We start from the raw sequence: 20298 nt of genomic DNA on the forward strand, positions 1-20298 counted from the left end.
CGCAAAGAAAAGTGACCCGGGCCGCGGCAGCGGTCCGGACGCCCGCCGCAGGCGAGCAAGGTCGCGGAAACGCCACGTTCAGAGCAAAGTCACTGGATCCCAGCGTCCTCTGGGATGACGGGCTAGGAAGAGACAAGGACACATGCCTCGCTTCGTTGGATCAGCCTCAGGGACAACACCCTAGGCAAGAACCCACGCCAGGATAGTTAACTTATCCAGTCTTCCCAGTTACCACCGCTTCCTGCCACCCACCACCCAACGCCTGAATCAACGCCGCCGTGTCACTGAGCCGCGCCGCCTGCGCCTGCACGCGCGAAATGCGCGCTTGTTGATACGCCTGCTGCGCATTGATCAGCGTGAGCACATCGACGTAGCCCAGCTGCTGCTGCTTCTGCGTCAGTTCCAGCGTTCGCCCAGCAGCCTTCTCGGCATCGTCGGCCGCCGCGAGGGCGCGGGCATCGCTGTCGATCGCATACAACGTGTCGGCCACGTTCTGGAACGCGCCCAGCACCACGCTGCGGTATTGCGCCGCGGACTGCTGCAAGGCCGCCTCGGCGGCGCGCTGCTTGTGCTTGAGGGCGCCGAAGTCGAACACCGTCTGGGTGACGCTGCCGGCCAGCGCCCAGAAGATGTTGTCGTCGGTGAACATGCGCGAGAACGAAGTGGAACTACCGCCATAGGCGCCGCTCAGGGTGAACTGCGGCAGGCGGTTGGCCAGGGCCACGCCGACTTCGGCGCTGGCCGCGTGCACGTTGGCTTCGGCAGCGCGCACGTCGGGACGCTGATCCACCAACTGCGAAGGCAGGTTGAGTGGCAACGTCACCGGTAGGGTGAGGTTTTCCAGCTCAAACTCCGGCGCGCCGGCCTGATCAGGCGTGTCGCCGCACAGCACAGCCAGCAGGTCGCGATTCTGCTGCAGCTGCTTCTGCAGGCCCGGCAGCGCCTGGCGCGCCTGGGCCAGCGTCGTTTCCTGCGCGGCTACATCCATGGCCGACGCATAGCCGAGGCGGTGCTGGTCGTGCAGGATCGTCAGCGCGTGCGTCTCCGCCGCGATGACGGCCTCGGTCGCCTCGATCTGTGCGCGCAACGACGCTTCCTGGATCGCCGCGTTGACGACGTTGGAAGCGAGGGTCAGTCGCGCCGCTTCGAGTTCATAGCGCTGGTTGTCGGCCTGAGCCTGCAGCGATTCCACGGTGCGGCGGTTGAGGCCGAACACGTCCGGCGCATAGCTGATGTTCAACTGTGCCGTATGCAGCGTGTAGTACGGGGCTCCGGAGTTGAGCGCTGGCGATAGGGTGCCCACGGCGTCGCGCTGGCGCGACGGCGAATAGCTCACCTGTGCCGATGGGAAGAAGCTGGCGCGCTGCGCCGCCACGTTCTCGCTCGCCTGCCGCAGGGCCGCCTCGGCCGCATCCAGATCCGGGTTGTGCGCCAGTGCGCGCTTGACGCGATCGTTCAGCGCGTCAGATCCGAATACTTCCCACCAGGTCCGCGCGATGGCCTGGCCGCTGGCCAGCTGCTGCGGCGAGTGGGTGTCGGCGCCCAGGGTGGCCGGCATGGCATCGCGGGTGTACTGCGTGGGCGCAGGCGTGGCCGGGCGCTGATAGTCAGGACCGACGGCGCAACCGGCGCAGGCCGCCAGCGCCGCAGCGAGCAGCGCCGGTCGAAGGGAAGGCATCAGACGGGTCATGGCGATTCTCCGCTCACGCGACGTTGCTTGCGCCGCTGGGACCACTCGACCACCAGCACCTGCAGCGCAGGCGCCACGATCAGCAGCATCACCGGGCCGATCAGCATGCCGCCCACCACCACGGTGGCCAGCGGTCGTTGCACCTGGCTGCCGATGCCGGTGGACAGCGCCGCCGGCAGCAGGCCGATGCAGGCCGACAACGCGGTCATCAGCATGGGACGCATGCGTTGCTCGGCAGCCTGCGCCATGGCCTCCAGCGGCGGCAGGCCGGTGAATAGGAGATGGTTGAAATAGGTGATGACCAGGATGCCGTTCATCACCGATACGCCGAACAGCGATACGAAGCCGATCGCGGCGGAAATGCTGAAGTCCAGGCCCGACAGGTACAGCGCGATGATGCCGCCCGCGATGGAGAACGGGATGGCCGCCAGCGTGAGCAGGCTGTCGCGGAACGAATTGAACAGGGCGAACAGCAAGGCGAGGATCAGGCCCACCGCGATCGGCAACACCACCGCCAGGCGCTGCTTGGCCTGCTGCAGGTCGTTGAACTCACCCGCCCATGACAGGTGGTAGCCGGGCGGCAGGACCACGTGCTCGGCGATGCGGCGTTGGGCTTCGGCCACGGTGCCGCCCAGGTCGCGTCCGCGCACGCTGAATTTCACCGGCACGAAGCGCTCGCCGCGTTCGTGGTAGATGTACGAGGCGCCGGTGTCGAGCGTGATGCTGGCCACCTCGCGCAGCGGCACGTAGCCGGCGCCACCGTTGGGCAGGCTGTAGCCGACCTGGATGTTGCCGATGTCCGCGATGCTGCGGCGGAACTGCGGCGCGAGCCGCACCACCAGGTCGAACTGGCGATCGCCCTCGAGCACGGTGGTGGCGGATGTGCCACCGGCGGCGGCTTGCACCACGGTGTTGATGTCGCCGGTGTTGAGCCCGTAGCGCGCAGCCCTGGCGCGGTCGATGGTGATGTTGAGGTTGGGCTGGCCCAGCACGTGGAACACGCCGAGATCCTCCACGCCGCGTACCTTGCGCATCTCGCGCATCACCTGGTCGGCGAGGCGTTCCAGCTCGGGCAGCTCAGGGCCGATGATCTTCACCGAGTTGGCGCCCTTCACGCCGGACAGGCCTTCCTCGATGTTGTCCTGGATGTACTGGGAGAAGTTGAACTCCACGCCAGGCATGGCGTTGTCGAACTCGCTCTGCAGTTCGGCCACCAGCTTTTCCTTGGTGTGGCCGGAGGGCCAGTCGCCCTCGGGCTTGAGCGGGACGAACAGCTCCACGTTGTAGAAGCCCGAGGCGTCGCTGCCGTCGTCGGGACGACCATGCTGGGACACCACCGTCACCACCTCGGGGTGCTTCAACAAAATGCGGCGCAACTGGTTGACCTTGCTTTCGCCCGCCTCGAGAGAAATGGTGGGCGGCATGGAGGCGCGGATCCACAGGTTGCCTTCCTCCAGCGCAGGGAGGAACTCGGTGCCCACGCGGGTCAGCAGCAGCGCCGCCAGCAGCAGGAAGCCCACGCCGATGCCGACCGTGGTGCGGCGACGCTCCAGCGCCCAGCGCAACACCGGCGTGTACACGCGTCGGATTGCGCGCACGAACAGCGTCTCGGTCTCCTTCACGTGCTTGGGCAGCAGCAGCGAGGCCAGCACGGGGGAGATGGTGAAAGTGGCGATCAGCGCGCCGGACAGCGCATAGGCATAGGTGCGCGCCATCGGGTTGAAGATCTGGCCTTCCACGCCCTGCATGGTGAACAGCGGGATGAAGGCGGCCACGGTGATGGCCGAGGAGAACAGGATCGCGCGGTCCACCTGCATGGCGCTGACGAACAGCAGGCGCAGGCGGTCGGTCCAGCCGTGGGTGGCGCCGCCGCGCATGTAGACGCCCAATTCGCCCTGGGCGGCGTCGTGCAGGATCTCGCGTTGTTCCTCCGCGCTCTTCTGGAAGTTGCGGAAGATGTTCTCGATGAGGATCACCGCCGAGTCGACGATGATGCCGAAATCCACCGCGCCCAGTGACAACAGGTTGGCGGAGTCACCCATCAGCACCAGGATGATGATGCTGAAGAACAGCGCCACCGGGATGTTCGCGCTGACGATGATGGCGCTGCGCAGGTCGCCCAGAAAGACCCACTGGATCAGGAACACCAGCAGGCAGCCGAAGATCAGGTTGTGCAGCACGGTGTGGGTGGTGACCGCGACCAGGTTGGAGCGGTCGTAGAACGGAACCAGCTTCACGCCGGCGGGCAACGAGCCGTCGCTGTTGAGCTTGTTCACCTCGTCCTTGACGCGCGCCACCACCTCGTTGGTCTGCAGGGTGCGGTTCATCACCACGATGCCGGTGACCACGTCGTCCTGCGTGTCGCGGCCCGCGCGGCCCAGGCGCGGCACCGCGCCGACTTCGACCTTGGCGACATCCTTCACCAGCACCGGGGTGCCGCTGCTCTGCACGAGCACGGTGTTGCCGATGTCGTCGACATCCTTGATCAGGCCGACACCGCGGATATTCACCGACTGCTGGCCGATGTTGATGGTGCGTCCGCCCACGTTGCTGTTGGCATTACCCAGCGTGCTCACCAGCTGGGGCAGGGTGATGCCATAGCTCTGCAGCTTGGCGAGGTCGGCCTGGACGTCGTATTCCTTGGTCGTGCCACCCCAGGTCACCACCTGGGCCACGCCGGGCACCGACAGCAGGCGGCGCGTGACCACCCAATCCTGCAGCGTGCGCAGCTGGGTCAGGCTGGTGCTCTTCGGGCCCACCAGCTGGTAGCGGAAGATTTCGCCGACGAGGCTGGAGGCCTGGATCTGCGGCTGCACGTTGTTGGGCAGGCTGACGTTCTGCTGCAGGGCCAGCGCGGCCTGGGTGTAGTCGAAGTAGTAGTCGGTGCCGTACTTGAAAGTGACGCGCACGAACGACAGGCCGTAGAACGAGGTGGAGCGGATGCTTTCCACGCCAGGCGTGGTTGCCAGGCCCACTTCCATCGGGCGCGTGTAGCTGCGCTCCATTTCCTCGGCGGACAGACCCGGCGCCTGCGCGGTGATCTCCAGGATCACCGGCGCCGGATTCGGGTAAGCCTCGATATTGAGCCTGGCGTAAGCCGCGAGACCGGCGACGACGAAGGCGGCCAGCGCCATCAACACGATGGCGCGGCGGGTCAGCGCGAACGCGACGAGGCCTCTGAACACGATTAATCCCTGTGACTAAAGGAAGCGACGGCGACGATCACTGCGACTGCAGCGCCAGTGCGTTACTGAGGAACAACGCGCCCTCGGTGGCGATCCGCTGGTGCGGCGGCAGTCCCGCGAGCACCGGGTAGTAGCCGTCCTGCAAGGGACCAACCTGCACCGGATGCCGGGTGAAATGCAGGCCATCGGTGGTGGTGAACATCACCATTTCGCCGGCGCCTTCGCGCACCACCGCGTCCACCGGTGCGGCGTCGTGGCGGGTTGGCGCGGCCGTGGTGATGCTGAAGTTCGCCAGCATCTGCGGACGCAGGGCGGGCGGTGGGGAGTGCAGCACCGAGCGCAGCATCACGCGGTGCGTGGCCGGATCCGAACTACTGCCGACGTAATCCACATGCGCTGCGATGGGCTGCCCCGGCAGTGCGGGCAGGCTGGCCGTGAGCGCCTGGCCGACTTGTACCTGTGGCGCATCGGACTCGGCCACGTTCGCCACGAGCCAAAGTCTGTCGGCGACCGCCACCGTGAATGGCGCGGGCGTGTTGCCGGGCTGGACCAGGTCACCCGGCGCGACGGTGCGGGCAGTAGCCACGCCGGCGATCGGGCTTTCAATGCGCAACTCGCCGTCGGCGATTCGCGAGGCGGCGATATGGTCGATCTCCGCGTCACTCTTGTTGAAGATGTGCAGCGCGCGACGGGCCGCCTGGTAATTGCCTTCGGCGGTTTGCTGGTCGGAGACCGCCTGTTCGAGGTCGCGTGGCGCATTGGCTTCCACCTTCGCCATGGCGCGCGCGCGCTCGAGCGCGGCAGTGGTTTGCGTGCGCGCCGCGGCGGCGCTCACCAGGGTGGCCTCGGCCTGGGCAAGGTCGGGGCTGTCCAGCGAAAACAGCACCTGGCCGCGGGTGACGCTGTCGCCGGCGCGGACGAATACTTCGCGCACGCGGCCGGCATAAGGCGAATTGACCTGGGCAAGATGATCCTGGTCGAAATCCACATAACCGACTGCATCCACCTGTGGCGAAAAGTCGCGCTCGGTGACGTCAGCCACGCGCACCTGCTGCGCCTGCTGGGCAGTGATGGTCACCGACTGGTCGTCGACTGGCTTGGCCGGCGCCGCCGCGGGCGTTGCGTCATGGCGCGCGAACAGCGCAAGCGAAGCCGCTGCGAGCAGGCAGCAGACCGCGAAAATTCGTCCGTGATGCTTTTTCATGTTGGTGTCGCCGTTGCTGAGCGGGCGCCGGCTCAGCGCACGAAATCGATCAGGCGGGGATACCTGGTCGCTGCGACTGAAGGGCGCGGGCGGCCACGCCGGCACGTCCGGCTAGCCTGCTGAATGCCGCGCGCAACGTTAGTCCTGCCGCAAGGGCGGCGACAGTTACGGTTTGGAAAGAGTGGCCGCGGGCAAGTTGATGTCCACTTTCAGGCCCGGCGTGGTGTTGGACAGCACGAGCTGCCCACGGTGCAAGGCCACCACCGCCGCCACGAGGCTCAGGCCAAGACCATTGCCACGCTGGTGGCGGCTGCTGTCGACCCGGAAGAAGCGTTCCGTGGCGTGCGCCAGGGCGGGTTCCGGAATGCCGGGACCATCGTCCTGCACGCTGATGCGCACCCGCCCGCCATCACGCGCGGCGCGTACGGCGACATTCGCGCCCCTGCCGGCGTACTTGAAGGCATTGTCCAGCAGGTTGGCCAGCACGCCGGCCAGCAGGTGGCGATCGGCCAGCACACACGGATCGCCGTCCACTTCGCCATGCAAGGTGATCGCCAGCGATTCGGCGGCCGGCTGATAGAGCTCGACGATGTCCTCGAGCAGGCCGCGCAGCGCCAGCGGTTCGAAACTCTGGCGGCGCACGCCCGATTCCGCCTCGGCGATCTGCAACAACTTGTCCAGCACCATGATCAGGCTATCAATCTCGTCGATCGCGTACTGGGCGTTCTGTGGCAGGCGCTCATGGCGCTGGGGCGAGCGCAGCGCCTGCTCCAGCGCGGCGCGAACGCGGCCCAGCGGCGTGCGCAGGTCGTGGGCGATCGCATTGGAGACATTGCGCGCGGTGTCCATCAGCCGCTCGATCTCGTCGAGCATGTCGTTGATGTCGCGCGCGACCACCGCGAACTCGTCGCGCGAGTCGCCCACCGCGACGCGTCGATCGAGCCGGCCTGCGGCGATCTCGGTGGTGGTGCGGTGGATCGCCTTGAGCTGGCCTTGCAGTTGCGTGCGGAACAGCGCCGCGCCTCCGCCGGCCAGCAGCAGCGCGAGCACGCCGCCGAGACCCAGCGCCACCAGGATCATGTGTTCGAGCTCGCGCACGTCGCGCATGTCGCGACCGACCACCAGCACCGCGCCGTCGGCGAAACGGTAGACCAGCAGCCGACTGGAGGAATGGCGGCCCAGCCGCTGCACATCGCGCTGGCGCAGGCCGTCGCTGGCCACGGCGTCCGCCGGCCAGGCGGTGAGGTTGCCGATCAGCTTGCTGCCGTCGGCAGCCAGCAGCAGGTAAATCTCGGTGTCGCTGTCCTGGTTGTCGGTGAGCAGGCCATGGATTTCCTCCACCAGCGCATCGGTGTTGCGCTGGTCCTTTACCTGCACCAGATGGCGCGAGGTGCTGCGCAGCTGCTCGTCGATATCGCGGCGAAGGAGACCGGCCGTGGCGACGTAGAACACCGAGGCGATCACCGCTACCGACAGCAACAGCAGCAGGCCATAACCTGCCGCCATGCGGAACACCACCGAGTGACGGAAACTAGCCATCCGCATCGACGTCATCCTGTGCAGGGACGGCGATGGTGAAGCCCACGCCGCGCACGGTGCGGATCAGGGCGGGCGCGCCTTCCTTGTCGATCTTGTTGCGCAGCCGGCTCATCTGCACGTCGATCACGTTGGTCTCCGGGTCGAAGTGATAGCCCCACACCGCCGCCAGCAGCATCTTGCGGGTGACCACTTCGCCCTGGTGGCGCATCAGGTATTCCAGCAGCTGGTACTCGCGCGGTTGCAGCAGCACCGGCTTGCCTTGACGGAACACGCGCCGCGTACGCGGCTCCAGCGTGAGGTCGCCAACGCTCAGCTGCTCCGGCTCGACGCGCTGGCCGGCGCGGCGCACCAGCGCCTCGACGCGGGCCAGCAGCTCGTCGAGGGCGAACGGCTTGGTCAGGTAGTCGTCGCCGCCGGCGCGCAGGCCGCGGACGCGTTCATCCAGGCTGCTCAGCGCGCTCAGCACCAGCACTGGCGTGGTGTCGTCCCGCAGGCGCATCGCGCCGAGGATGGCCAGGCCGTCCAGGCCGCCGGGCAGCATGCGATCGAGCACCACCAGGTCCCAGCGCTCGCCGGTGGCCCGGGCCAGCCCGCTGGCGCCGTCGTGGCAAACCTCGACCTCGTGACGGGCCTGCTGCAGGCCTTCGCGAATCAGCGCGGCGGTTTGGGTGTCATCCTCGATCAGCAGGCAACGCATGGTTCCGATCCGGCAGGTGGTGGCGGTGGGTGCAAGCGTCGCGCCGACGCCGCATGATGGGGCTATCGTAGTGACTCGCCGGGGCGCCCGTGGAGCAGTGGCTGGACAAAGCGATGCAGGGCGTGGATCCCGACAGCCCCGACGCGGCGCTGCAGGTCTTCATGAACCTGATGGGCATGCTGCCGTGGACGGCGCTGATCGTGTGGAGCGTGGTCTTCGTCGTGGTGGGCGCCGTACTGGGCTGGTGGCGTGGGCGCACCGTGGAAGGCATCGTGTGGGCCGCAGCGCTGGGGCCGTTCGGCTGGATCGTCGTGCTGCTGCGTCCTCGGCCACGGCCGAAGGCGATGCCGCCGCCGCTGCCCAGGCTCTAAGGGAGAACTTGCGACCGGGTGTATCATGCAAGGCGAGGTGAACCGATTGAGCCTACCCCTTTCCAGCAAGCCGCACGTGCACGACCACCATCACGACGACGCGCAGAGCTTCGTGCGTGCGGTGGAGCACGCGAGCGAGGAGCGCGGGCTGCGCCTGACGCCGCTGCGCAAGGAAGTGCTGGAGCTGGTGGCTGCGGCGGGCAAGCCGGTCAAGGCGTACGACCTGCTCGACCAGTTGCGCGAACGGCACGGCAACGCGGCGCCGCCCACGGTGTACCGCGCGCTCGACTTCCTGCTCGAGCACGGCTTCATCCACAAGCTGGAATCGATCAACGCCTTCGTCTCCTGCCACCATCCGGCCGAGGCGCACCAGGTGCCGTTCCTCATCTGCGACAACTGCTCCAGCGCCCAGGAAGTGTGCGACGAGCGCGTGGCCGAGCTGATCGAGGCCCAGGCCAAGGCGTTCGGTTTCCGCCCGCAGGCCCAGACCCTGGAAGTCCACGGCCTCTGCAAGAACTGCCGCAAGCCCTGAGCGGGTGGGTTTCCGCAACCCCGCCGGTGGGGCTAGCGCCAGAATCCGGGGCCTCAAGACGTTGAAGGCAAAGGCACGGAATCCCGTCAGTACGGGATGACGCGCGTCAGCGCGGTCGTTCAATGCTCCCCTTACAGTCAGCCCCGGCATTTGCGTTTGCGACGTTATAATGTAACATCCTCATTTAGGGCTGCCCCGGCCCGTGACGCACACTGGTCCGAACCGATGGATTCCAGAGCACCGAACAAGAAACGCTGGTGGTCCGTTGCCGATCGGATCGGCGCCACGGCGTCGTTTCTCTGTGCGATCCATTGCGCGGCGCTGCCGTTCGTGCTCGCGCTGCTGCCCCTGCTAGGCCTGGGCTTTCTTGCCGACCACCGTTTCGAGCGCGGTTTCGTGATGTTCGCCTGCGCGCTTGCGTTGTTCACCCTGATCAGCAGCTACCGTCACCACCGCCGCACGCTGCCGCTGATGCTCGCCATGCCCGGGCTGGCGCTGCTGATCAGCGGCGTCAGTCTCGCCGAGAATTACTCGGTGGCCCTGCACAGCGTGCTGGTGACCTGCGGTGGCTTGCTGGTGGCGTCGGCGCATTTCATCAACCTGCGTACGCATCGCGCCGTCCACGTGCATGGGCCGCAGTGTGCGCACTGAGGCGGCGGCAGTTCACCATGGTGATTGTGTAACGGGGCGGGCGGTTCCTAGCATTTGCCCCATGAGCACGGCCCACGCGCACACCCACGACCATCATGGCCATGACCACGTCCACGGTCATGCGCATGGTCACGAGCACAGCCACGACCACGGCGACTTCACCGGGCGCGAGCGCAAGCTGATTTTTGCCTTCGTGCTGACCACCGCGATGATGCTGGTGGAGGCGGTGGGTGGTTTCTGGTCCGGCTCGCTGGCGCTGGTGGCCGATGCGGGCCACATGCTGATCGATGCGCTGGCGCTGCTGCTGGCGGTGATGAGCGCCTGGTTTGCGCGGCGCCCGGCCGACGCCCGCCGCAGCTACGGCTACGGCAGGCTGGAGGTGCTGGCGGGCTTCGTCAACGCGCTGACCCAGTTTGCGCTGGTGGCTTTCATCGCCTTCGAGGCGGTGGACCGCCTGTTCCATCCGGCCGAGATCCTGTCAGGCATGATGCTGGTGGTGGCGGTGGTCGGCCTGCTGGTGAACCTGCTGGTGCTGCGCACCCTGCATGGCCACGCCCACGACGACGTCAACCTCGCCGGCGCCACGCTGCACGTGCTGGGCGACCTGCTGGGTTCGGTCGCGGCGGTGGTCGCCGCCTTGCTCGTGCGCTGGAAGGGCTGGAACTGGGCCGACCCGGTGCTTTCGCTGCTGGTCTCCCTGCTGATCCTCAACAGCGCCTGGCGTTTGCTGCGGCGTTCCGCGCACATCCTGCTCGAAGGCGTGCCCGAGGGCATGGATACCCGCGATGTCGCGGCGGCGCTGCGACACGCCGATCCGTCGATCCGCGACATTCATCATGTGCACGTGTGGCAGTTGGCTTCAGGTTCGCGCATGGCGACCCTGCACGCGGAGCTGCACGAGGGGCAGGGCAGTGGCGCGGCGATCGCGGCGATCAATCGGGTGCTGGCCGAACGATTCGGCGTGCAGCACGTGACGGTGCAGATCGATCCGGGCAATTGCCCTGACCAGGGGCTTGGCTGCGCCGGGCACGACTGAACCCTTGCGCTTTGGGCGGTCGCTGATACGATGGTCGGCCGTGTTCACCCTAACGAATCAAGGAGTTCCCCCATGGGCAAGGGCGATCGCAAGACCCGTCGTGGCAAGACCTACCGTGGCAGCTACGGCAACAGCCGCGTGCACGCGCTGCAGCCGGCCGTGGCTGGCGCCAAGGCGACGGTGACCAAGCCGGCCGCCGCCAAGAAGGCCGCTCCGAAGAAGAAGTCGGCCTGAACCTGACCGGTTCCCGAAAAGCCCCCGCCCAGGCGGGGGCTTTTTTTTGCCCTTAGGCATGATCGTCGGCACGTTTTCACCACTGGACGCGTGTTCCAATCGATGCGGCTCAACGAGGGAGAGACGGCATGGGAATGCAGTGGGGGCAGCGTTTTCTGGTGGTCTATTCGGGCGTGCTGACTACGGCGGTGGTGGCGGCTTTGCTTTGCGGTTTCGTGGTGAAGCCGAAGAAGCTGCAGATCGATGAGCTCGACGTACAGCGGATCAACCTGATCGAGCCGGACGGCACGTTGCGCATGGTGATCTCGGACAAGGCCAACTTCCCCGGGGCGATCTTCAAGGGGAAGGAATACCCGCATCCGCGACCGAACGCTGGCATGTTGTTCTACAACGACGAGGGCACCGAGAACGGTGGCCTGATCTTCAGCGGTCACAAGGACAAGGACGGCAAGATCGTCGACAGCGGCGGCAGCCTCACCTTCGACAAGTACGAGCAGGACCAGCTCGTGCAACTGGTGGGCGCCCACGACAGCAGCGGGCATCTGGCGGGGCTCATCGTGAGCGACCGTTCCGATCGCCCCATCGAGCAGGACTTCATGGATGCCGACAAGCAGAGGGCGATGCCGGCGGCGGAGCGCGATGCGCTGATCGCGCAGCGCGTGAAGGAAGGCTATTACGGTGTGACCCGCATAACGGTCACGCGCGGTGACGATGGACTGGCCAAGCTGTCCCTTCGGGATGCGCAGGGACGCCCTCGCATCGTCATGGGCGTAGCGGCGGACGGCGCGTCCAGCCTCAAGTTTCTTGATGCGGACGGCAAGGTGCTCAACGAGCTGACGCCGGCGACTGGAAAGTAGATCGCTGGCGATGGCTTGAATCGCTCAGGAATCCGGCGACAGCAGTTCGCCGCCCAGGAAGATGTCCCGCAAGGCGTGGCTGCCGCCGATCCAGTAGCAGAGCTCCGCCGGTTCGCGCACGTTCCACACGGCGAGGTCCGCACGCTGGCCCTCGGCGAGCGTGCCGCGATCGGTAAAGCCAAGGGCCTTCGCGGCGTTCACCGTGACGCCGCGCAAGGCTTCCTCCGGAGTGAGCCGGAACAGCGTGCAGGCCATGCTGGCGGCCAGGCGCAGCGACAGCAGCGGGGAGGTGCCGGGGTTGCAGTCGGTGGCCACGGCGATGGGCACGTGGTGTTCGCGCAAGCCGGCGATCGGAGGCAACTTCGTCTCGCGCAGCGCGTAATACGCGCCGGGCAGCAGCACGGCCACCGTGCCGGCCGCAGCCATGGCGCGGATGCCGCTGTCGCTCAGGTACTCCAGATGGTCGGCGGACAGGCCGCCGTAGCTGGCGGTGAGCGCCGCGCCGTCGAGGTCGGACAGCTGCTCGGCATGCAGCTTGACCGGCAGGCCCAGTTGCGTGGCGCGATCGAACACGCGGCGCGTCTCGGCCGGGGTGAAGCCGATGCCTTCGCAGAACGCATCCACCGCGTCGACCAGCCCTTCTTCGGCGAGCTCCGGCAGCATGCGGTCGCATACCAGCGCGACGTAGGCGTCGCGGTCGTCGCGGAATTCCGGCGGCAGCGCGTGCAGGCCCAGGAAGGTGGTGCGCACGGTGATGCCCAGCGCCTTGCCGAGGCGACGGGCCACGCGCAGCATGCGCCGCTCGGTCGCCGTGTCCAGGCCGTAGCCGGACTTGATCTCGATGGTGGTGACGCCGTCGGCCAAGAGCGCGTGCGCACGCGGGAGCGACTGCTCGAACAGCACGTCTTCGCTGGCTTCCCGCGTGGCGCGCACGGTGGAGACGATGCCGCCACCGGCGCGGGCGATCTCCTCATAGCTGGCGCCATTGAGGCGCAGGTCGAACTCATGGGAACGATCGCCACCGAAGACCAGATGGGTGTGGCAGTCGATCAGGCCCGGGGTGACCACGGCGCCATTGAGGTAGTCGACGCGCGCCGCCAGTGCTGCGGCCTCGCCGGGCAGCTCCTCGCGTGCGCCCACCCAGGCGATACGGCCCTGGTGCAGCGCCAGCGCGCCCTGCCTGATCAGTCCATAGGGCGCATCGCCAACGAAGGTGGCGAGGGTCGCGTCCAGCAGCAGGTGATCCCAGCGGGTGGTCATGTGAGTCGTTGGTCTTCGGTGTCAGGGGAGTGGCCTTGCGCCGGCGGCAGCGGCGTGGCCGGATCCTCGACCATGGGGCGGGCGGCATCGTACGCCGCGTCGTCGTCGTACGCCGTCGCCGCAGCGCGACGGGCCAGTTCCTGCTCGTAGCCCTCGATCAGTTTGTCCGCAAGCGCGCGGTAGACCGGCTTGCGCGACAACAGCGACGAGGCGGCGCGCGCCAGCAGGCAGGTGGCCATGATCGGCAGCACCATCTGCTGATTGGCGGTGAGCTCCATCGAGATCACCGTCGCCGTGAGCGGCGCCTGCGTCACGCCCGACAGGTAGGCGGCCATGCCGAGCAGGACCACGGCCGAAGGATCCACGCCCGGCAGGATGGCCGTGAGGTTGTTGCCCAGGCCGGCGCCGACCGCCAACGCCGGCGAGAAGATGCCGCCGGGGATGCCGGCCCAGTACGAGGCGACGTTGCCGAAGAACTTCAGCGCGCCGAAGCTCTTCACCGTCTCGTTGTGGTTCTCCAGGATTTCCTTGGCCTGCGCATAGCCCGTGCCGTAGAGGCCGGTATGCGTGAGCTGGCTCAGCAGCACCAGCGCCAGGCCGCAGCCGGCCGCGAACAATACCGGCTGGCCCGCACGCAAGCGGCCGACGATGCCGCGCAGTCCGTGGTCGCTGGGCTGGATCAGGCGGGCGAACAGGCCGCCGGCCAGTCCGCACACGATGCCGGTGGCCAGCACCGACAACCACGCCTCGCCCAGCGGCAGGCCGATGTCGAAGTGGCCGAAATACGAGTAATTGCCAAGGATGCCCAGCGACACCACGCCGGAGATGATCACGGCGGTGAGCAGTGTGCCGCTCATGCGATGCTCGAACGCGCCGCTCATCTCTTCGATCGCGAACACCACGCCGGCCAGCGGCGTGTTGAACGCGGCGGCGAGGCCCGCGCCAGCGCCGGCCAGGATGAAGCGGCCGGCGGCGGCCGGTTCGGCAAAGCCGAAGCGACGACCTAGTGAATAGAGCAGTCCCGCGCCCACGTGCACGGTGGGGCCTTCGCGGCCCACCGAGGCGCCGGCAAGCAGCGCGGTCAGTGTCAGCGCCATCTTGCCGATCGCCACGCGCAGCGAGAGCAGGCTCTGGCGGAAATCCTCGTCCTCGATCTTGAGTGCGGCGATCGCCTGCGGGATGCCCGAGCCACGCGTGGGCTTGAGCGCGCCCTGCGTGAGCCAGGCGAGCAAGGCGAAGGTCGGCGGCGTAATGAAGAAGGCCCAATACGGGTGGACCGTCACCACCCCATGGAACACGCCGAACGCCCAATCGGAGGCCCGCGCGAAGCCCACCGCGGCCAGGCCCACCAGCACCGCGCCGCTCCAGAACACCACGCGGCGACGCCACTGCACTGGCGAGAACAGTTCCGAATCGGCGAGGCGCTTCATTCGCCCGGGCGCGCTTTCCAACGGCCCGCCGCCGTCCCCTTTGGGGGCGCTCACGACGACGCCTCGGATTTGCGGGTCCAGCGCGTCTCGTACAGGTCGAAGCGGCGATCCTTGAGGTTCTGCACCGCGCCGGCGTTGCGCGCGCGGGCGAGGCTCTCCAGATGGAGGTCGGCGAACAGCACGGTCTCGATGTTCGGCGTGGAGTCGGCCGCGATGCCGTCGCGCGCAAACGGGAAGTCGCTCGGCGTAAGGATGCAGCTCTGGCCGTACTGGATGTCGAAGTTGTTCACGCCGGGGAGGTTGCCGACGTTGCCCGACAGCACGACGTAGCACTGGTTCTCGATGGCGCGCGCCTGCGAGCAGTAGCGCACGCGCAGGTAGCCTTCGCGCACATCGGTGCAGAACGGCACGAACAGGATCAGCGCGCCCTGGTCGGTGAGGTGCCGCGCGACTTCGGGGAATTCCGAGTCGTAGCAGATCATCACCCCGATCGGGCCGCAGTCGGTCTGGATGGTCGCTGCGCTGTCGCCGCCGCTCACGTTCCACACCGTGCGTTCGCTGGGCGTGGGATGGATCTTCTCCTGCTCGTGGATCGAGCCATCGCGCAGGCAGACGTAGCACACGTTGTGGATGTCGCCGTTCGGCTGCTCGGTGGGATGCGAGCCGGCGATGATGTTGATGTTGTAGTGCACCGCAAGGCGACCGAACAGCTCCTTGACCTGCGGCGTGTAATGGCTCAGCTTGCGGATCGACTCGACTGGCGACAGCTCCTCGTTCTCGATCGACAGCAGCTGCAGCGTGATCAGCTCGGGGAAGGCGACAAAATCCGCGCTGTAGTCGGCCGCGATATCGGTGAAGTACTCCACGTGCGTGGCGAACTCCTCGAACGAGCGGATGCGCCGCTGCTGGTACTGCACCGAGGCCACGCGCACCAGGTCGGGCAGGCGCTGCGTGGAGGGAATGGAGGGAATGTCCGGCTGGTTGAGCAGTTGCGGGTTTCGCCACACCAGATGCGCGGCATAGCCCAGCGATTCGTAATCCGATGGTACGTAGCCGCGCAACAGGCCGATCACTTCGAAGTCGTTGCTCAGTTGGAAGCTCAGTGTGGGGTCGCGTCGGCGTCCATCCACCACCGCCTGCACGTAGGCGTCGACGCTGCCGTAGCGGTGCATGCTGCGCGCAAGCCCAGGAATGCGTCCGCCAAACACGATGCCGCGCAATTTCAGGTCAGTGCACAGACGCTTGCGCGCCTGGTAGAGGCGCTGGCCGATGCGCATGTTGCGGTAGGCCGGATGGACCACCACCTCCATGCCATACAGCCAGTTGCCGTCGCGCCGATGGCGCGAGCCCATGCCGCCGCCGGTGATCTGCATCCAGGTGTGCGGCGCCAGCGCCGTGGCTTCGTCGATGCGGAAAGTCGCGCAATAGCCGACGATCTTGCCCTCGTACTCGACCACGAACTGGCCTTCCGGAAAGTGCGTCTGCTGGGAGCGCAACATTTCCGCGGAGTGGCCCCATTCCGGCGTGTATACGCGGGCAGTGAGGTCGACCAATGCCGGCACGTCAGCGGGCATTGCCTGGCGCACCAGCAGCTTCGGGGCGTGTTCCTGGTTCTTCTTGGCCATGGGCGCATTATGCCGCAGCGGGCGGTTACACTCGTACGCATTTCTTCACGGAGCAGGCTGATGTCATCCCCCATTGCCAGCCGATACACCGCCGATCGCCTGTGGACCACCCATGGCTGGACGCGCGATGCAGGTATAGGGGTCGATGCGCAAGGCAGGATCGCAGGGCTTGCGTCGGGCGAGGGCGAACGTCTTGGGCATTGGGTGTTGCCTGGCATGCCGAACCTGCACTCGCACGCATTCCAGCGCGCCATGGCAGGCCTGGCCGAACGCAAGGGAAGGAGCGACGACAGCTTCTGGACCTGGCGCGAGACCATGTATGCATTCGCGGCGGCGATTGGCCCGGAACAACTGCAGGCGGTTGCCGCGCAGCTGTACGTGGAGATGCTCAAGGCCGGGTACACCCAGGTCTGTGAATTCCACTACCTGCATCACCAACCCGACGGCACGCCGTACGCGCAACCGGAGGCGATGTCGCTCGCGCTGATCGAAGCGGCGCGCGAGGCTGGCATCGCGCTGACGCTGTTGCCGGTGCTGTACATGAGCGGCGGCTTCGACGGGCGGGCGCTGACGCCGCGTCAACGCCGGTTCGGCCACGATGTCCCCTCGTACCTGCGACTGTTGCAGAACCTGCGTGCGCACGAGAGCGAACGGTTGCGCGTGGGTATCGCGTTGCACTCGCTGCGTGCGGTGCCGGAGGAGGCGCTGCGCGAAGTGCTGGAGAGCGAAGCCGCAAAGGACTGCCCGATCCATATCCACATCGCCGAGCAGATTGGCGAGGTGCAGGATTGCCTCGCCACCCGTGGCGCCCGGCCGGTGGAATGGCTGTTCGAGCACGCCGACGTGGACGCGCGTTGGACGCTGGTGCACGCCACCCACCTGAGCGCGCATGAGACGTCGCAGCTCGCGCGCAGCGGTGCCGTGGCCGGACTCTGTCCCACCACCGAGGCGAACCTCGGTGACGGCCTGTTTCCCTTGGCCGACTACCTCGACGCGCACGGCACACTCGGCATCGGCTCGGACTCGCATATCTCGATTTCGCCGATTGAAGAGCTGCGCTGGCTCGAATACGGGCAGCGCCTGGTCACTCGCCATCGCAACATCGCGGCGCGCCGCCAGGGTGACAGCGTGGGTGAAACGCTGTGGCCCGCCGCGCTGCGCGGCGGCGCCCTGGCTTCGGGCCTGCCGATCGGCGAACTGCGCGCTGGCGCGCGCGCCGATCTGCTGGTGCTGGATGATCGCGCGCCCTTGCTCGCGGCGCGAGACGAGGCCTCGCTGATCGACAGCTTGCTGTTCGCCGGCAACGCGCCGCTGGTGCGGAACGTGATGGTGGGAGGCGAGTGGATCGTGCGTGACTTCCGGCATCGCGATGAGGAACGCATTGCATCGCGCTATCGCGCGACGGTGGAGCGCCTCGGCAAAGGCTGAGGCGCAAGCGGGACGACAGCATGAACGGTGGCTGCGTTTTGCATGAACCGCAGCCATCGCGTCTCCCGTTTTCCGTCATCAACCGATCGTGGCCGGCGTTCTCCGTGGCAAGCCCACAACACAAGGAGTGCATCATGCGTCGACTCATGCTGATCGGTCTCGGCCTCGCCGTCATGTTCAGCGCGAGCCTTTCGCTCACCGGTTGCGTGGTGGTGGCGCCACGACCGCACTACGCGGCGACCGTGTGGACGCCGGGCTACTACGCGCCGGGTGGCGTGTGGATTTCGGGTCACTGGCGCGGGTGATTCGCTCCCCGTAGGCGCGCATCTTGTGCGCGACGTGCCTGATGCCGCCGTCGACCAATGGGCATTCGCGCACAGATGGCGCTTCTACCAAGTCGAATGCTCGGCGATATGCCGGCGCAGGTGCTCGATGAACACGCGTAGCTTGGGAGGCACCTGCAGCCGGCTGGGGTAGTAGAGGTAGAAACCGTCGAATGGCGGCAGCCAGTCGTCGAGCGCCGTCTGCAACTGGCCGGAGGCGACTGCGCTGCGCACCGCCGGCTCGACCATGTGGGTCAGACCCAGGCCTTCGATCGCGGCGCGGATCGCCAGCGCTGGTTCGTTGGTGGTCAGCGCGCCATCCACATCGACCACGAACCACTGACCCTGGGACGCGCCGTGCGGATGGGCAAATTCCCAGCGATAGATCGCGCCGCTGCTGAAGCGGAACCGCACGCAGTCGTGGGTGGCGAGTTCGGCCGGGTGCTGCGGGCGCCCACGGCGCGCGAAATACGAGGGTGAGCCGACCACCACCGCGCGCTGCCGGCCGCCCAGCGGCGCGGCGACCACGTCGCGCGCCAGCCGTTCGCCCAACCGGATGCCGGCGTCGAAACCTTCGGCGATCAGATCGGTGAGGCGGTTCTCCACGTGGATGTCGACCTTGAGCTCCGGCCATGCGCGCATGAAGTCGGGCAGAGTGGGGATGATCAGGAGGTCCAGCACCATCTGCGGCACGGCGATGCGCAGCGTGCCGACCGGGCGATCGCCATGCTGGCGCATCGCCTCAATGGCCGCGTCGATGTCGCTTAGGGCCGGTGAAATCCGCTCCAGGAAGGCGCGGCCGGCCTCGGTCAGCCCGACCTGGCGCGTGGTCCGGTGCAGCAGGCGCACGCCGAGGTGGGATTCCAGCTGGCGCAGGCTCTGGCTTAGCGCCGACGGAGTGACCTCCAGCTCCGCCGCGGCGCGGGTGAAGCTGCCATGGCGCGCGATCAGCCGAAAGGCGCGGAGGGCGGAGGCGTCGTCGATGCGCATTGATTAGCTCCACTTAATAACGCATCCACAAGATGCGGATTTTTCAGCGCAATGGCAAGGCGCAGACTGTGCCCATTCCCCAGCCATGCACGGAGTGCCCCCATGTCGCTCGACACCTACTACACCCTCGGACGCTCCGGTCTGCGCGTCAGCCGCCTGGCGCTGGGCGCCATGACCTTCGGCGACAACTGGGGCTGGGGCGCGGCCGAGGACACGGCCCGCGCCATGTTTGACCGTTACCTCGCGGCCGGCGGCAACTTCCTGGATACCGCCGACCTTTACACCGATGGCGCCAGCGAAGAGTTGCTGGGTCGCTTCATCGCCGAGGCTGGCGTGCGGGATCGCGTCGTGCTGGCGACCAAGTTCAGCTACAACGCGCAGCCGGGTAATCCGAACGCCGGCGGCAACGGCCGCAAGAACATCCTGCGCGCGGTGGAAGGCTCGCTGCGCCGCCTGGGCACCGACTACATCGACCTCTACCTGCTGCACACATGGGATCGGCTGACGCCCGCTGAGGAGGTGATGCGCACGCTCGACGACCTCGTGAGGGCGGGCAAGATCCGCTATGCCGGCCTGTCCGACGTGCCGGCCTGGTATGCGTCACGCGCCCAGACCTGGGCCGAGGCGCACGCGCTGACGCCTCTGGTCAGCCTTCAGCTGGAGTACTCGCTGATCGAGCGCCACATCGAGCAGGAGTTCGTGCCGATGGCGGGTGAGCTGGGCATGGGCATCACGGCGTGGAGCCCGCTGGGCATGGGCCTGCTGTCGGGCAAGTACAAGCCCAGCGAGGCCGGCGGCAGCGGCGAGGGGCGCCTGGCCAAGGTCGCCGGCATGCCGGGTTTCGACCGCTTCACCGAGCGCAACTGGGCGATCGTCGCCGCGCTGGAGGAAGTCGCCCGCGCGATCGGCAAGCCGATGGCGCAGGTGGCGCTGAATTGGGTGGCCACCCAGCCCGGCGTGGCCTCAGTGATCGTGGGCGCCACCAAGCTGGCGCAGCTCGACGACAACCTGGCGGCGCTGTCCTTCCAGATTCCGGCTGAACTGCGCGCGCGCCTGGATGCCGCCAGCGCGATCGAGGCGAGTTTCCCGTACTGGTTCTTTGGCGACGTGCAGCAGTCGCGCCTGCATGGTGGCGTGGCGGTGGGCAGCAAGCCCGCTGGCTATGCCCCGCCGGTATTCGTGGCTGCGCAGGCGTCGGGCGACTTCAAGACGGATTGAACGGGCAAAAAAAATCGGCGCCAGCATG

18 protein-coding genes are annotated in these 20298 nt (G+C 67.2%); 9 read left to right on the forward strand and 9 right to left on the reverse strand.

The window, feature by feature from the left end; all coding sequences use genetic code 11:
- Positions 1-211 precede the first annotated feature (211 nt).
- From DVT68_RS14040 to DVT68_RS14060, 5 genes are all read right to left on the reverse strand, one after another.
- The gene (locus tag DVT68_RS14040; RefSeq protein WP_199536077.1) at positions 212-1678 is read right to left on the reverse strand and encodes an efflux transporter outer membrane subunit; all 1467 of its coding nucleotides are present in this window, start codon (positions 1676-1678) and stop codon (positions 212-214) included.
- Positions 1679-1686: 8 nt separating this feature from the next.
- The gene (locus DVT68_RS14045; RefSeq protein WP_114825712.1) at positions 1687-4875 is read right to left on the reverse strand and encodes an efflux RND transporter permease subunit; all 3189 of its coding nucleotides are present in this window, start codon (positions 4873-4875) and stop codon (positions 1687-1689) included.
- 37 nt (positions 4876-4912) lie between these two features.
- Positions 4913-6079 carry an efflux RND transporter periplasmic adaptor subunit gene (locus DVT68_RS14050; protein ID WP_147281737.1) on the reverse strand — a complete coding sequence of 389 codons (1167 nt, stop codon included), beginning with the start codon at positions 6077-6079 and terminating at the stop codon, positions 4913-4915.
- 165 nt (positions 6080-6244) lie between these two features.
- Positions 6245-7624, reverse strand: coding sequence for a sensor histidine kinase (locus DVT68_RS14055; protein WP_158543509.1), 1380 nt, complete (start codon positions 7622-7624; stop codon positions 6245-6247).
- Complete coding sequence (locus tag DVT68_RS14060; protein WP_114825715.1) at positions 7611-8315, reverse strand: response regulator transcription factor; 705 nt, start codon at positions 8313-8315, stop codon at positions 7611-7613. The genes DVT68_RS14055 and DVT68_RS14060 overlap by 14 nt, the downstream gene beginning before the upstream one ends.
- A gap of 89 nt (positions 8316-8404) precedes the next feature.
- Between DVT68_RS14060 and DVT68_RS14065 the strand changes: the two genes are divergently transcribed.
- The 6 genes from DVT68_RS14065 (at position 8405) to DVT68_RS14090 (ending at position 11996) form a co-directional block, all read left to right on the forward strand.
- Positions 8405-8686, forward strand: coding sequence for a hypothetical protein (locus DVT68_RS14065; RefSeq protein ID WP_114825716.1), 282 nt, complete (start codon positions 8405-8407; stop codon positions 8684-8686).
- Positions 8687-8711: 25 nt separating this feature from the next.
- The gene (locus DVT68_RS14070) at positions 8712-9218 is read left to right on the forward strand and encodes a transcriptional repressor (RefSeq protein WP_199536067.1); all 507 of its coding nucleotides are present in this window, start codon (positions 8712-8714) and stop codon (positions 9216-9218) included.
- A gap of 225 nt (positions 9219-9443) precedes the next feature.
- On the forward strand, positions 9444-9869 hold the full coding sequence (locus DVT68_RS14075; protein ID WP_114825717.1) for a MerC domain-containing protein: 426 nt from the start codon (positions 9444-9446) through the stop codon (positions 9867-9869).
- Positions 9870-9930: 61 nt separating this feature from the next.
- The gene (locus DVT68_RS14080) at positions 9931-10905 is read left to right on the forward strand and encodes a cation diffusion facilitator family transporter (protein ID WP_114825718.1); all 975 of its coding nucleotides are present in this window, start codon (positions 9931-9933) and stop codon (positions 10903-10905) included.
- A 72-nt stretch (positions 10906-10977) separates the two neighbouring features.
- Entirely contained in the window at positions 10978-11139 is a 162-nt protein-coding gene (locus DVT68_RS14085) for a 30S ribosomal protein THX (RefSeq protein ID WP_114825719.1), read from the forward strand.
- Positions 11140-11267: 128 nt separating this feature from the next.
- On the forward strand, positions 11268-11996 hold the full coding sequence (locus DVT68_RS14090; RefSeq protein WP_233523472.1) for a hypothetical protein: 729 nt from the start codon (positions 11268-11270) through the stop codon (positions 11994-11996).
- A 24-nt stretch (positions 11997-12020) separates the two neighbouring features.
- Here the strand turns inward: DVT68_RS14090 and hutI are convergent, their stop codons facing one another.
- From hutI to DVT68_RS14105, 3 genes are read right to left on the reverse strand one after another with little or no spacing between them, the layout of a single operon-like run.
- Positions 12021-13256: an imidazolonepropionase gene (gene hutI, locus DVT68_RS14095; RefSeq protein WP_114825720.1), complete on the reverse strand. Its 1236-nt coding sequence runs from the start codon at positions 13254-13256 to the stop codon at positions 12021-12023.
- Positions 13253-14686: a chloride channel protein gene (locus DVT68_RS14100; protein WP_114825721.1), complete on the reverse strand. Its 1434-nt coding sequence runs from the start codon at positions 14684-14686 to the stop codon at positions 13253-13255. The genes hutI and DVT68_RS14100 overlap by 4 nt, the downstream gene beginning before the upstream one ends.
- A gap of 50 nt (positions 14687-14736) precedes the next feature.
- Positions 14737-16311, reverse strand: coding sequence for a bifunctional GNAT family N-acetyltransferase/carbon-nitrogen hydrolase family protein (locus DVT68_RS14105; RefSeq protein ID WP_114825722.1), 1575 nt, complete (start codon positions 16309-16311; stop codon positions 14737-14739).
- A gap of 60 nt (positions 16312-16371) precedes the next feature.
- Here DVT68_RS14105 and DVT68_RS14110 point away from each other — a divergent pair, with 60 nt between their 5' ends.
- Complete coding sequence (locus DVT68_RS14110) at positions 16372-17739, forward strand: formimidoylglutamate deiminase (RefSeq protein ID WP_114825723.1); 1368 nt, start codon at positions 16372-16374, stop codon at positions 17737-17739.
- A 134-nt stretch (positions 17740-17873) separates the two neighbouring features.
- A complete protein-coding gene (locus DVT68_RS20460; RefSeq protein ID WP_158543510.1) occupies positions 17874-18044 on the forward strand; it encodes a hypothetical protein in 171 nt (56 codons plus the stop codon).
- Positions 18045-18128: 84 nt separating this feature from the next.
- On the opposite strand, the gene DVT68_RS14115 is transcribed toward DVT68_RS20460, so the two are convergent.
- Entirely contained in the window at positions 18129-19052 is a 924-nt protein-coding gene (locus tag DVT68_RS14115; protein WP_114825724.1) for a LysR family transcriptional regulator, read from the reverse strand.
- A 102-nt stretch (positions 19053-19154) separates the two neighbouring features.
- Between DVT68_RS14115 and DVT68_RS14120 the strand changes: the two genes are divergently transcribed.
- Complete coding sequence (locus tag DVT68_RS14120) at positions 19155-20270, forward strand: aldo/keto reductase (protein ID WP_114825725.1); 1116 nt, start codon at positions 19155-19157, stop codon at positions 20268-20270.
- Positions 20271-20298 lie beyond the last annotated feature (28 nt).

Source organism: Dyella solisilvae, assembly GCF_003351225.1.
GTDB lineage: Bacteria > Pseudomonadota > Gammaproteobacteria > Xanthomonadales > Rhodanobacteraceae > Dyella > Dyella solisilvae.